9 protein-coding genes and 13 tRNA genes are annotated in these 13666 nt (G+C 44.8%); 9 read left to right on the top strand and 13 right to left on the bottom strand.

From position 1 onward, the window contains the following. Nucleotides 1-52: 52 nt before the first annotated feature. Entirely contained in the window at nucleotides 53-934 is an 882-nt protein-coding gene (locus L5M71_RS12110) for a LysR family transcriptional regulator (RefSeq protein WP_028761094.1), read from the bottom strand. A gap of 162 nt (nucleotides 935-1096) precedes the next feature. Here L5M71_RS12110 and L5M71_RS12105 point away from each other — a divergent pair, with 162 nt between their 5' ends. Further along, a complete protein-coding gene (locus L5M71_RS12105; RefSeq protein WP_263148775.1) occupies nucleotides 1097-2344 on the top strand; it encodes an MFS transporter in 1248 nt (415 codons plus the stop codon). A 16-nt stretch (nucleotides 2345-2360) separates the two neighbouring features. Here the strand turns inward: L5M71_RS12105 and L5M71_RS12100 are convergent, their stop codons facing one another. From L5M71_RS12100 to L5M71_RS12045, 12 genes are all read right to left on the bottom strand, one after another. Beyond that, nucleotides 2361-3740 (bottom strand): sigma-54-dependent transcriptional regulator, encoded by a 1380-nt coding sequence (locus L5M71_RS12100; protein WP_028761092.1) that lies wholly within the window; start codon nucleotides 3738-3740, stop codon nucleotides 2361-2363. A gap of 4 nt (nucleotides 3741-3744) precedes the next feature. After that, a complete protein-coding gene (locus tag L5M71_RS12095; RefSeq protein ID WP_028761091.1) occupies nucleotides 3745-5541 on the bottom strand; it encodes an ATP-binding protein in 1797 nt (598 codons plus the stop codon). A gap of 129 nt (nucleotides 5542-5670) precedes the next feature. Then, nucleotides 5671-7068, bottom strand: coding sequence for a TRAP transporter large permease (locus L5M71_RS12090; RefSeq protein ID WP_028761090.1), 1398 nt, complete (start codon nucleotides 7066-7068; stop codon nucleotides 5671-5673). Further along, nucleotides 7068-7724 (bottom strand): TRAP transporter small permease, encoded by a 657-nt coding sequence (locus tag L5M71_RS12085; protein WP_173497702.1) that lies wholly within the window; start codon nucleotides 7722-7724, stop codon nucleotides 7068-7070. The genes L5M71_RS12090 and L5M71_RS12085 overlap by 1 nt, the downstream gene beginning before the upstream one ends. Before the next feature lie 59 nt (nucleotides 7725-7783). Beyond that, entirely contained in the window at nucleotides 7784-8803 is a 1020-nt protein-coding gene (locus L5M71_RS12080) for a TRAP transporter substrate-binding protein (RefSeq protein WP_113941003.1), read from the bottom strand. A 467-nt stretch (nucleotides 8804-9270) separates the two neighbouring features. Beyond that, on the bottom strand, nucleotides 9271-9501 hold the full coding sequence (locus L5M71_RS12075) for a hypothetical protein (RefSeq protein ID WP_105252063.1): 231 nt from the start codon (nucleotides 9499-9501) through the stop codon (nucleotides 9271-9273). Nucleotides 9502-9668: 167 nt separating this feature from the next. Further along, nucleotides 9669-9744 (bottom strand) — tRNA-Val (locus L5M71_RS12070). 28 nt (nucleotides 9745-9772) lie between these two features. Continuing rightward, nucleotides 9773-9848, bottom strand: a tRNA-Val gene (locus L5M71_RS12065). 28 nt (nucleotides 9849-9876) lie between these two features. Continuing rightward, nucleotides 9877-9952 (bottom strand) — tRNA-Val (locus L5M71_RS12060). A 48-nt stretch (nucleotides 9953-10000) separates the two neighbouring features. After that, nucleotides 10001-10076, bottom strand: a tRNA-Val gene (locus tag L5M71_RS12055). 37 nt (nucleotides 10077-10113) lie between these two features. Continuing rightward, nucleotides 10114-10189, bottom strand: a tRNA-Val gene (locus L5M71_RS12050). A 44-nt stretch (nucleotides 10190-10233) separates the two neighbouring features. Next, nucleotides 10234-10309, bottom strand: a tRNA-Val gene (locus L5M71_RS12045). A gap of 609 nt (nucleotides 10310-10918) precedes the next feature. Here L5M71_RS12045 and gltX point away from each other — a divergent pair. The 8 genes from gltX to L5M71_RS12005 all read left to right on the top strand — a co-directional run bounded on the left by gltX (nucleotide 10919) and on the right by L5M71_RS12005 (nucleotide 13652). Continuing rightward, nucleotides 10919-12328 carry a glutamate--tRNA ligase gene (gltX, locus tag L5M71_RS12040; RefSeq protein ID WP_105252064.1) on the top strand — a complete coding sequence of 470 codons (1410 nt, stop codon included), beginning with the start codon at nucleotides 10919-10921 and terminating at the stop codon, nucleotides 12326-12328. Between the two features lie 105 nt (nucleotides 12329-12433). After that, nucleotides 12434-12509 (top strand) — tRNA-Ala (locus L5M71_RS12035). 73 nt (nucleotides 12510-12582) lie between these two features. Beyond that, nucleotides 12583-12658, top strand: a tRNA-Glu gene (locus tag L5M71_RS12030). A 104-nt stretch (nucleotides 12659-12762) separates the two neighbouring features. Further along, nucleotides 12763-12838 (top strand) — tRNA-Ala (locus L5M71_RS12025). Between the two features lie 130 nt (nucleotides 12839-12968). Further along, nucleotides 12969-13044: transfer RNA gene (locus L5M71_RS12020), tRNA-Glu, on the top strand. A 118-nt stretch (nucleotides 13045-13162) separates the two neighbouring features. After that, a tRNA-Glu gene (locus L5M71_RS12015) sits at nucleotides 13163-13238 on the top strand. Nucleotides 13239-13369: 131 nt separating this feature from the next. Continuing rightward, a tRNA-Glu gene (locus L5M71_RS12010) sits at nucleotides 13370-13445 on the top strand. 131 nt (nucleotides 13446-13576) lie between these two features. Continuing rightward, nucleotides 13577-13652, top strand: a tRNA-Glu gene (locus L5M71_RS12005). The last annotated feature ends 14 nt before the right edge of the window (nucleotides 13653-13666 follow it).

Below are 13666 nucleotides of genomic sequence, written 5' to 3'. Positions count from 1 at the left end.
AGAGAGAAGGGCTGATATTGATATCAGCCCTTTTTGTATTTGCTGGTTTGTGTTAGCGATTTGACATTAAAAAATCGACAAAGGCGCGGTCTGCTTGGCTGACAGGGCGCTGCTTTTTCCATGCAATATGGAGGTTTAAAAATACCGGTGGATCGAAGGGTTTGGCTAAAATGTCATCTTTTGAGCTTATCGCCATCTCAAGTACACTGGTGATCCCAAATCCTTGGGAAACAATCTGTTTAATCAGATTAATCAAATTGGTCTCGAAGGCAATATTGGGCTTTTTGCCTAATTCTTTGGCTTGAGAGAGTATCCACTCACGGTGGAAATAACCTGTTTTGAACATCACTAATTCATGGTCGAAAAAGTCATGTAGACTCACAGCGCTATGTTCCGCTAAAGGGTGTTCGGCACCCATGGCGATCACCATTTGCTCACGGATCAACAGCTGACTATCAAATTCGGGCTGTAGGTCTTGGGCGGTAATGATCGCAATATCCACTTCTTCTTGTTGCAACATGCGCAGTGCATCCCGGGTACCGCCTTCAAACAGTGATAGTTTCAACTCGGGGTATTTATGCCGAAAAGCCATTAAGCGCGAGGGGAGATAGAAAGAACCCAGCATGCCCGGCACGGCAATGCGGACCTCTCCCGAGGTGAGATTGGCCATGGCGCGGATTTGCGCTTCGGCCTGCTTAACTTGTTTTAGGATCAAAGTGGCGTGTTGATGCAGGACTATACCTTCGGCCGTGAGTGTGAGTAGTTTATCATTCTTGTTGCTCGTACGATTGACTAAGGTGACGCCGAGTGCGACCTCTAAGCGCTTGATACTTTGACTTAACGCGGGCTGAGCCATATTCAGTTTCTTGGCTGCGGCGGTAAAGCTGCCGGTATTGGCAAGGGCATCTAAATGTTTGAGTTGGCGAATATCCATTAATCGGGCTCGTACTATTTTATCAGTGGCAAGAAGTGTACTTTTGGTGCGCTATTTCTATAACAAAAATCAATGATTACGATAGATATTATCTATTATTGTTATGTTATGCCCAGTGATAATCTTTGTCTATCCTATGAGTGATACTTGGTTGAGGCTCCCGTGCAAGCCGTATTAGATACTATGATTGACAATAAACAGCGTGACACCCGATTGATGTGGGCGCTCTGCGTCGCTTCAGTGGTGGTCTATATCAACTTGTATTTAATGCAAGGAATGTTGCCGCTGATTGCGGAACATTTTGCGGTATCAGGCTCTAAAGCAACCTTGATCCTGTCGGTGACCAGTTTTTCCTTAGCCTTTTCATTGCTCTTGTATGCGGTACTGTCAGATCGTATCGGTCGACACACTCCAATTATTGTCAGCTTGTGGTTATTGGCATTGTCTAACTTACTATTAATCTGGGCACCGGATTTTAATGGGTTAGTGCTAGTGCGATTGCTACAAGGTGCATTACTCGCTGCCGTACCTGCGATTGCCATGGCATACTTTAAGGAGCAATTATCACCAAGCACTATGCTGAAAGCCGCAGGCATTTATATTATGGCGAACAGTATTGGCGGGATTGTTGGACGTCTGCTAGGTGGTTTAATGTCGCAGTTTTTATCTTGGCAAGAATCTATGTGGTTGCTGTTTCTAGTGACGTTAGCAGGGGTGGCTTTAGTGAACTATTTGCTGCCTTCACTTGCCGATGCGCAGTCGATGTCTCCCAGTAACACTGAGCCTTCCTTATCAAAACGCGTCCGTTTAGCGCAAGATCTTCATGGCTTTAGTCATCATCTCACCGATGCGCAAATGCGTTTGGTCTACGCGATTGGTGGCTTGACCTTTATGATGATGGTGAATCAATTTAGCTTTATTCAACTGCATTTGATGGCTCCACCCTATGAATGGAGTCGTTTCCAAGCCACCTTGATTTTTCTGTGTTATTCCAGCGGGACTGTCGCTTCGTATTTTACTGCAAAGTGGCTCGCCAAATTTGGTCAACATAAGTTGTATCAATGGTCTTGGTGCGTGATGTTACTCGGCAGTTTACTGACCCTGTTTGATACGACCTTAACCATTAGCTTAGGTTTTTTAATGACCGCCTGTGGGTTCTTCCTTACCCACAGTTGCTGTAATTCCTTTGTTGCAATGCGGGCCAGTCGTGATCGAGCTAAGGCGACGTCACTCTATTTATGTTGTTATTACTTAGGTGCTGCGATTGGCGGCCCTTATTTGATGATGTTTTGGCATGAGGCGCAGTGGCGCGGTGTGGTGATGGGATCGTTAACCTTATTAGCTTTGATCGCCTTAGCAATCACCCGTTTGCATTACCATCAAACTCATGTCAAACGGGCGTTAGTCTAAAGCTTAAATATGCCCTTTAGTCATCGGAATTAATGTATTGTTTGCGGTCTAAATCGTATTTACGCATTTTGTCGTAGAGGGTTTTGCGGGGCAGTTCTAGCTGCTCCATGGTCTGCTTAATACTGCCCTTGTTGTGGCTAAGTGCTTCTTCAATCAGTACCCGTTCAAAAAACTCTACCCTTTGTAGCAGGGACATACTCGAGTGCAGGCTTGGAGTATTGCCTAACGTGCCGGCAAAGGCAGCTTCTCCGCCCAGCAGCACAAAGCGTTCGGCTAGATTACGTAACTCACGCACATTGCCTGGCCAGTCGTGGGAAGTAAGTATCGCGTTTTGCTCCGCATTTAAGGCGATAAGCGCTTTGTGATAGCGTGCCGATGCGACGCGGGCAAAGTGTAAAAAGAGTAACGGAATATCTTCACGGCGATCCCGCAGGGGAGGGATGGGCACAGTCACCAGATTTAAGCGATACAACAAGTCTTGGCGAAATTCCCCGGTGTCACACAGACCTTTTAAATCGACTTTTGTAGCCGCTATCACGCGAATATCTAAGTTGATGCTCTTGTTAGAACCTAAACGTTCAACCTTACGATCTTCAAGCACTCGTAGCAGTTTTACTTGCAGCGACAGTGGCGTACTTTCAATTTCATCTAAAAATAACGTGCCACCATTGGCATATTCAAATTTACCAATGCGCATCTTATCGACGCCAGTAAAGGCCCCCGCTTCGGCGCCAAAGAGTTCACTTTCAATCAGGTTTTCGGGGATTGCACCACAGTTGATGGCGACAAAGTTGGCTTGGCTGCGGCTGCTGTGGTCGTGTAAATAGCGGGCGACAAGTTCTTTACCTGTACCGGTTTCGCCTTCAATTAACACATCCGCAGGCGTATCTATCACTTGCGTTATGATGTGGCGCATACGGTTGATGCCGACACTGTTGCCTAAAATACGAGGGCCCGGTACGCTTTGGCTTTCGAGATCCTTTTTAAGCTTGCGGTTCTCTAAGGTTAGACTGCGTTTTTCTAAGGCGCGTTTAACCACATCGAGTATATGTTCGTTATTAAAGGGTTTTTCAAGAAAGTCGTAGGCGCCTTGTTTTAAGGCATTGACTGCCATGGCAATATCACCAAAACCAGTGAGTAGGACGACGGGGAGATCGGGATCTTGCAGACGGATTTGTTGCATTAAGCTGATGCCGTCTAATTGTGGCATGTTGACATCCGATATCACCATTCCCGCCCAATCTTTATGCAGCAACTTAGCGATACCTTTGGGTTCTGTGGTGGCGAGCGCCTTAATGCCCTCCAGTTCAAATAGTTGAACGAGAACTGTGCCTATGTGCGGCTCATCGTCGATGATGAGAACAGAATAATCTTGAATTGAATTGGGCACACTCATAAAACTAACGTTCCTCGAGCAAGTAAATAGGTAAAATAATCTGGAAAATAGCGCCACCCTCTTCGGCATTGGCAACGTTAATTTGGCCTTGCATGGATTCGATAATACGTTGTGAAATCGATAAGCCTAGCCCCAGTCCGTGCCGTTCGTTGGTGGTAAAGTAGGGTTCGAAGATTTTCTCCATTTGGCTTTCACGTACACCGGGGCCTGAATCTTGGATACTGATGCAAAACTTATCTTCACTGGTCACGCGGATAACCAATTGGCGTTTAACCGATTGTTGCATAGCAACAATAGCGTTGCTCATAATGTTGACAAACACTTGTTGTAATCTAACCTTATCGCCCCAAACCTGATAGTTGCCGTTGGGTAATTGCACATCGAGTTCAACACCCTGTTTATCAATAGCAGGTTGAACTATGGTCAGGGCTTGCTTGATACAGCGGCCAATATCGGTTGCGCTATCAGCGCCTTGGCTCTTGCGGGTAAAACTTTTAAATTGCCCAACAATATCGGCTAATCTGTCGGTAAGTTCAATAATAATCTTGATATTATCCAGTGCCTTATCTTGCATATCACGGGCGAGAAAAGTTTGGGTATTTTGGGCATAGCTGCGAAGTGCCGCGAGTGGTTGATTGAGTTCATGGTTAATACTGGCGGATAAACTGCCGATCACTGTCAGTTTTGCCGCTTGGATCAGCTCATCTTGAGTATCTTTGAGCTGATTGTTGGCCTGCTGTAAGTCCTGAGTCCGTTCTTCAACTCGCTGTTCTAACAGGCTTTGCGCTAGTTGCATTCGGTGTAGATTGCGACGGCGCTCGGCGTTAAATAGGATGCTGAGTGCCAGCAAAAGATAAATACTAGCTGACAGTAACATCAGCGCGGGCAAAGAGGTCAGTAAAGGTTTGATTGGCGCTAAGATGTGTACTCGCCAGCCTGCCTTCGCCATTGATTGGTGGATGTCCATGTATTGTTCATGGTCTGTACCCGTTTGCAGCTGGTAGAGCATAGCTTGACTACCACTTTCATAGGGCGGCTTCATCAACAACTCTCCTATGGGACGTTCTGCATAGCGTTTAGAGGCATTAAGGGCATATTGCTTGGCTTGGGTAAGCGGGGTTAGTGATTTTAACCGCCATTCATCGATACTGGAAATAAAGACGATATCTTCAGGATCACTGATAAGGAACTGATACTGACCCGCAATTGCGATACTGGTACTTTGTTGCTCTATGTCGGCAATATTAACTTTGACTATGATGGCCCCAAGTATGCCTTTACCACCTTGTTGATAAATAGGGTAAGAGAAATAAAATCCGCGCTTATCTGAGCTGGTACCCACTGCATAATAACGGCCTAGATTGCCCGAGATAGCATCTGTGTAATAGGGTCTAAAGGAGTAGTCCTTGCCAATAAAGGAAAAACTTTGTTGCCAGTTACTGGCGGCGATGGCGATACCTAAGGCATCGATCAGATAGATATCGGATGCTTCGGTGACATGCTGAATTTCTTCGAGATATAAATTAAGCTCTTGGACTTTATCAGGATTCTGCTGGTCGTTCAGGACATTGGCGAGCATTGGGTTAGTCGAGAGCACGTGGGGAATACTTTCGTAGCGCGATAGTGCACCATCGAGAAAACTGACTAATTCCTTTAGTTGTTTCTCCGATTGCTTTTGGATCTCAATTTTACCTTGATGCAAATGCACCCAGTAGGTCAGTTTGAGGGTTGCAAATAGGCCTGCAAGTAACACAACGGTCAGAAAGAGGCGTTTCTTGGCCTTAGGCGTCATGGGCAACATGGTGGTTATCCTGATAAAGCAACGGGATCAATAACTGATACTGCGCATAATAAAACAAAGCGAGCCTGACTAGGCTCGCTTAAAATCTATCTGTAATCAAGGGGTAATCTCACAACCTTGAATTGCAGACTAATATCCACGCATCGAATCCAACCATTCAGGTAAGAAGAGTGAAATCTGTGGTACGTAAGTAATCAGGGCTAAGAAGGCTAGCATCACGAGTAACCAAGGCAGAACCGACTGAATCACCCAACCAATACTGCGCCCCGTGATCCCCGCGGTGACAAAGAGATTGAGTCCCACCGGCGGCGTTAGCATACCGATCTCCATGTTTACGACCATTATGATACCTAAGTGGATAGGATCTATGCCTAATTGCGTTGCAATAGGGAACAGAATTGGCGCCATAATGAGTACAATCGCCGATGGCTCCATAAAGTTACCGGCAGCAAGCAACAGTAAGTTAACGATGATCAGGAATCCCCAGGCGGGTAAACCCATGCTAACAATATACTCAGCAATAATGTGAGGGATACGTTCTGTGGTTAATACATGCGCAAATAGCATAGCGTTAGCTATGATAAACAGCAGCATGATACTGACCTTAGCACCATCGCGCACAACATGACGTATGTCTTTGTCGATAGGCGTTTTAATCAGTCCTAAGAACATATGACCTAAGTTACGCGCAGTTGCTTTGGCTAAGTTTTCACCTTGATTACGCCATGCCACGTCTTTTAATGGCCCGATATCACGGTAGCCAAATACCGCAATAAGGTAAGCATATACACAAGCCACAGCTGATGCTTCGGTTGGGCTAGCGACGCCACCATAGATAGAGCCTAATACGATAAAGATGAGTGCTAATCCACCCATTGCCTTGGCACTTGAAATCCCCAGTTGTTTAACGCCAGGAAAAGGACGTGAGGGCAAGTTTTTAAAGCGGGCAACGATATAAATGACGATCATCAATATAAATCCCATCATTAAACCTGGGATTAAGCCTGCCATAAACATTTTTGCAGCCGACACTTCAGTTGCTGCGGCATACACTAACATGACGATTGAAGGTGGGATCAAAATCCCGAGAGTGCCAGAGGTCGTGATCACGCCTGCAGCAAATTTTTCGGGATAACCTGCTTTTACCATGCCGACTATGACGATAGAACCAATTGCCGCAACAGTCGCAGGAGATGATCCAGAAACTGCAGCAAACAGCATACATGCCATAACGGATGCCATTGCTAATCCACCACGGACATGTCCAATACTGTCCATGGCAAAATCGATAATCCGTCTAGCAACACCACCCGTTGATAGGAAGGCGGATGACAGAATAAAGAAGGGGATAGCGAGTAAAGTGTAATGCTCAGATGAAGACTCATACAGCTTGAGTGCAACTGAAGCTAAGGAGTCATTCGAGAACAATAAAATCGTCAGCATGCTGGAAAAACCTAATGCGATAGCGATAGGCATACCGAGAAACATACATACGAATAGGGCGGTAAATAGGGTTGCAATAGCCATTATTTAGCCTCCTTTTGGTCAGAGACTGGATCTACTTTAGCGTTTTTAGCGCTCTCATCGATTAAATGCATACTTTCTTTCGCTTCATCGGCAAATTGGAAGCCTGAGACTTGGTCACGCAGAATGGCGATAAAGAGTTCGACGAAACGCCAAGTCAACATAAAAAAGCCAATGATTAAAATACTTTGAGATAACCAAATCGGTATTGCGCCGTCTTCAATATCGATTTTTAAAGTGTTCCAAGCAAAATCTGGATCAAGGCTTTTTAATATAAATTGTGGGAAATGAATGTCTTCCATAGGCAAACCGATTTGATACATCTGGCTTAAGTAATCCCAACTGCCTTTTAAAAAGAGTCCGCAATAGACGATACAAACAAAGGCAGTAATAAGAGATACTATCTTTTTAGCCTTTGGCGCTAAATTTTTAACAAACGCATCGACACCAATATGGGCACCGACTTTAACCCCATAGGACATACCAAATAACACAAACCAACCGCAAAAGGTTAATGTAAGTTCTTGGATCCAAAGAAAACCCGTGTTGAAGAAGAAGCGAGCGACGACTTCTGAAAACACTAGCAGCGTCATCAGAGTGATCAATAAATTGAGCACACCTTCTTCAATATAACCAAATATTCGCGATATCACAGCCATAATCCCCTCGCTGAAATGGCCGCCTAAGCTCGGTTGAGCTTAAGCGGCTATTATCATTATTATTTATTTGCAGCTACAGCAGCATCAATCACATCTTTTCCGATTTGATCTTCAAACTTAGCCCAAACAGGTTTCATTACCTCAACCCATTTTTGACGTTCAGCAGGAGACAGAGTTACTAACTGTGAACGTTTAGAATCAAGGATTAACTGTTTGTCTTCATTGTCTTTTTCAGCGGCAATCTTGTTACCTAATGCGATAGATTCGTCTAAAGCTTCTTTGATGATCTTACGTTTGTCAGCAGGTAGACCTTTCCAGAAAGTGTCAGAGGTCACGACCATATAGTCGAGAACACCGTGATTACTTTCAGTGATTTGGCTTTGCACTTCATAGAACTTTTGTGAATAAGTATTTGACCAAGTGTTTTCTTGACCATCGATAGCGCGGGTTTGAAGTAGGGTAAATACTTCAGAGAAAGGTTTTTTCACAGGGATAGCACCAACAGCATCAAACTGGGCTGCTAGAACATCAGATGCCATAACGCGGAATTTTAAACCTTTTGCATCAGCAGGATTTTTAAGTGGTGTGTTAGATGAGAACTGTTTCATACCATTGTGTAAATAACCCAGACCGACAATCCCTTTACGGCTCATGGAGTTCAGTAATGTTTGACCAGCTTCACCTTGTTGGAAACGGTTCACGGCATCCATATCATTGAATAGGAAAGGTAAATCGAATATTTGTAGACGTTTAGTGTAACGCTCGAACTTTGAGAGTGAAGGCGCGACAAATTGTACGTCGTTTAACAGCAGTGCCGCTAGTTCGTTGTTATCCCCAAATAACTGTGAGCTAGGAAATACACTGACTTTGTATTCCCCTGGTAAACGTTGTTCAACGAGTTCTTTAAATTTAAGTGCCATTTGGCCTTTAGGTGTGTTTTCTGCCACTACGTGTGAAAACTTAATTTCAATCGGTTCTGCAAATACGTTAAAACTGGTCGCAAATACGGAGGCAACAGCGAGCATTTTGACTAAGGTTTTGAGTGGACGGGTCAATCCAGTTTGTTGATTCAATATCATCTTGAGTTCCTTTTTCTGTTGTTAGGATTTGTCCTCAGTCTTGGTTAGTTTGTTACCAAGTTTGAGTAGGAATACAGCCTTGATTTCCCTGAGGTCTGTCTTACTAAAGGCAAATACCACGCCAACTTACACTGGCTTCTGTAAGTGTTTGGTTACTAAAGTGTAGTTCATTTGATGTTTGTCACACTTTTAGTTTGGTGGGTGAGATCTCGCTCACAGTGATTTTGTGTTTGGGTGGAAACCCACCCATAGTGAAGATCGGCCCCAAATTGACGGCTCTTGTCGTTGCAGATAAATTAAACAAACTTAGTTATTTTGAGATCAAAAAAAGCCGTAAAAGTATGCGATATAACGACAAATATTGTGGTGGGTTGCTTTAGGAGAAGCAGTCTAGGTGAGATGTGAAGTCTATGGAGGTTAAGTCGATAGCTATCGTAGTCAATCAAGACACAATTCATTTGATGCTGTTAGTCATCCTCTAAAAGAATACGTTTAAGGATAGCATCGCTAGGTAACAAGGCTAAATGGCCTTGTTCATCAAAGTACCAACCGGTAATAAAGCCTTTTTGGCGCATGCTGACGAGATTATGCATGACTTCCCGCGCTTCTTTTAGAGCCGTTTGCTCATCGCAGGCGTGGGTATGCTTTAAATAAGTGGCGATATTGGCAAGAGAAGCGGATTGACTGACGCTGGCCATAATGTTGATCTCCAAAAATGCTAAAGCAGAATGAAATCAGGCCGAGTGTCGATAGAGCTTGGTATTTTACGGATTATAAAAGGCGAAATAGTAAAATTTAACACTCGCTGATTGAGATCAAGCATAGTTGAGTGAGCACGTGGGTAAAGTTTATTGGGGGAGAAATATGGTGGTCGCTACTGGGCTCGAACCAGTGACCCCCTCCTTGTAAGGGAGGTGCTCTCCCAGCTGAGCTAAGCGACCTGGGATATAACATGTGTGTTGCAGAATGTGGTGGTCGCTACTGGGCTCGAACCAGTGACCCCCTCCTTGTAAGGGAGGTGCTCTCCCAGCTGAGCTAAGCGACCTGGGATATAACGTGTGTATTGCAGAATATGGTGGTCGCTACTGGGCTCGAACCAGTGACCCCCTCCTTGTAAGGGAGGTGCTCTCCCAGCTGAGCTAAGCGACCTGGGCATTCTTAAACTACACAATTTTTAAGTCATTCATCACTAAAGAATGGTGGTCGCTACTGGGCTCGAACCAGTGACCCCCTCCTTGTAAGGGAGGTGCTCTCCCAGCTGAGCTAAGCGACCTGGGAATGACTTTTACACGTTAATACATTAAGTTATATGGTGGTCGCTACTGGGCTCGAACCAGTGACCCCCTCCTTGTAAGGGAGGTGCTCTCCCAGCTGAGCTAAGCGACCTGGGATATAACATTTTGTATGCCATAATTTCTTTGTAGAAAATATGGTGGTCGATACTGGGCTCGAACCAGTGACCCCCTCCTTGTAAGGGAGGTGCTCTCCCAGCTGAGCTAATCGACCTCGCTGTGTGGAGCCGTATTATAGGGAGGTTCGATCTAGTGTCAACGCTTTTTAGTGAAAAAAGCATTGGTCGCGCTATTTTTGTCCACATTGGCTTAATGCTAATCACGCCGCCGATCAAAGTGTTATTTAATTCGCCAGTCAATGGTATGCAATTTGGACGCTCGCGATTAAATACGAGTTGAACTCATCCCATTCACCTGACTTTTTTGTGGTAAAAGTGCTGAGGAAGTGAGTGATTTATAAAAATTAGCGCACTAACAGCATGAGTGCATTGATAGTGTATAGATGCGCGTGTTCGATGGCGCAGATATTTATAGTCGAAGGAATATAGGTGTAGAGATTTAGGGGTTGGAATATAAAGCCTGAAAAATCATCTCAAGTGTTAGCATTAATCAATGGCGGTGATCGCAATAGTGCCACCTTTATATATCGCTTTATATTGGCTTCCCTATATAAAGGAGGGGGATTAGCGACACGATTTAACCAGATAAGTGATACTGTGAAGCTTGTCCCATTTGCAGCGCCTGCTTTGACTGTTAGAATAAGCCCACTTTTTTATCGTGATTGTCTTTATCTAGACGACTTTATATAGGTTAGTGTCCCATTATGACAACTAAGACGCGTTTTGCCCCTAGTCCTACCGGTTTCTTGCATGTTGGTGGTGCCCGTACTGCACTTTATTCTTGGTTACAAGCCCGTGCCAATAACGGTGAGTTTGTATTACGTATTGAAGATACTGATATTGAGCGTTCGACTCAAGCTGCTTGCGATGCGATTTTAGAAGGCATGAACTGGCTAGGTTTGACATGGGACGAGGGCCCATATTACCAAACTAAGCGTTTTGACCGTTATAACGAAATCATTGCTCAAATGTTAGAAAAGGGCACAGCGTATAAATGTTACTGTTCACGTGAGCGAATCGATGCCTTAAGAGAATCACAGGCCGCTAACGGTGAAGCACAAAAGTATGATGGTTGCTGTCGCGACTTACCCGCTCGCGAGACTGATGAACCATTTGTGGTGCGTTTTAAAAATCCAATCGGTGGTTCAGTGGTATTTGATGACCATGTTCGTGGTCGGATTGAATTTTCTAACGATGCATTAGATGACTTGATCATCGCCCGTACCGACGGCGTGCCAACCTATAACTTCTGTGTGGTGGTTGACGATTGGGATATGGGGATCACTTGTGTGGTGCGTGGTGAAGATCATATCAACAATACCCCGCGTCAAATCAACATTCTTAAAGCATTAGGGGCGCCGATCCCAGAATATGCACACGTATCTATGATTCTAGGTGATGACGGTGCTAAGTTGTCTAAGCGCCATGGCGCTGTTAGCGTAATGCAGTACCGTGACGATGGCTATTTACCAGAAGCACTGCTGAACTATTTAGTACGTTTAGGTTGGTCACATGGCGATCAAGAGATTTTCTCATTAGAAGAAATGAAGCAATTCTTTAAGTTGAGTGACATCAACAAAGCCGCTTCTGCTTTTAATACCGATAAACTGGTGTGGTTGAACCAACATTATATAAAGAGCCTAGATCCAGAATATGTGGCAACACACTTACAATGGCACATGGACGATCAAAAAATTGATCTGTCAAATGGCCCAGCATTAGCTGAAGTGGTCACTGCATTAGCTGAGCGCGCTAAGACTCTAAAAGAGTTAGCCGCATCTAGCCGCTATTTCTATGAAGATTTTGCTGAGTTTGATGAAGCACAGGCGAAAAAGCATTTACGCGGTGTTGCGTTAGAGCCATTGCAACTGGTGCAACAGAAATTATCGGCATTAACTGAGTGGACAGCTGAAGCTATTCATCAGGCAATTGAAGATACAGCGACTGAATTAGATGTGGGTATGGGTAAGGTCGGTATGCCTTTACGTGTTGCAGTAACAGGGGCAGGGCAGTCTCCAGGCTTAGATATCACACTATTTTTAATTGGAAGAAGCCGTTCTGAGCAAAGAATATCCAAAGCGATTGAATTTGTAGCAGATAGAATAAATTCCTAAAAAAACGAGTTGACACTTTTAGGTGCGCTGCATAGAATGCGCCACGCAGTTGAGACACAGTCGAGCAAATGCTTGCGGTGCACTTAAATGTAGTTCGATAGGTTTGGGGTTATAGCTCAGCTGGGAGAGCGCTTGCATGGCATGCAAGAGGTCCACGGTTCGATCCCGTGTAGCTCCACCAAACTTACCGTAGATGTTAAACGGGAACCTTTCTTTTTATATAATAAGGAAAAGTTCAAATTAATATGTCCGGGGTCCCCTTCGTCTAGAGGCCTAGGACACCGCCCTTTCACGGCGGTAACAGGGGTTCGAATCCCCTAGGGGATACCAAATATTGGTTCCTAGCAAATAACTAACGTGTTGTTTGGTAAGAACAAAATCTAAATTTCTGCTGATACATATACTGCTAAAGTTAGCTGTGTTGACAAAAATTTGGGGCTATAGCTCAGCTGGGAGAGCGCTTGCATGGCATGCAAGAGGTCCACGGTTCGATCCCGTGTAGCTCCACCAATTTACTGCCTTATTAAGCAGAAACGAAAGTTTAAATTAATACACCCAAGGCACACTTCGCTACTTAGAAGAGTGCCTATGAGACCGTAGATGTTAAACGGGAACGTTAAGTTCAAATTAATATGTCCGGGTCCCCTTCGTCTAGAGGCCTAGGACACCGCCCTTTCACGGCGGTAACAGGGGTTCGAATCCCCTAGGGGATACCACATTTTGGTTCCTACCAAATAACTAACGTGTTGTTTGGTAAGAACAAGGCATTTGCTTCCTAGCCTACTGAAGCGAATGTGTTACAAAGCTCGGTTACGAGTTAAAACATAAGTCCGGGTCCCCTTCGTCTAGAGGCCTAGGACACCGCCCTTTCACGGCGGTAACAGGGGTTCGAATCCCCTAGGGGATACCATCTATATTTTATAGAGAGTGGTTCCTAGCAAATAACTAACGAGTTTTTTGGTAAGAACAAGGCATTTGCTTCCTAGCCTACTGAAGTGAATGTGTTACAAAGCTCGGTTACGAGTTAAATCATAAGTCCGGGTCCCCTTCGTCTAGAGGCCTAGGACACCGCCCTTTCACGGCGGTAACAGGGGTTCGAATCCCCTAGGGGATACCATCTATATTTTATAGAGAGTTGTTCCTAGCAAATAACTAACGAGTTGTTTGGTAAGAACAAGGCATTTGCTTCCTAGCCTACTGAAGTGAATGTGTTACAAAGCTCGGTTACGAGTTAAATCATAAGTCCGGGTCCCCTTCGTCTAGAGGCCTAGGACACCGCCCTTTCACGGCGGTAACAGGGGTTCGAATCCCCTAGGGGATACCATCTATATTTTATAG

Source organism: Shewanella sp. SW1, assembly GCF_025653545.1.
GTDB lineage: Bacteria > Pseudomonadota > Gammaproteobacteria > Enterobacterales > Shewanellaceae > Shewanella > Shewanella oncorhynchi.
Note: the sequence above shows the minus strand (reverse complement) of the source record. Positions and strands in the feature narration are given on the sequence as shown.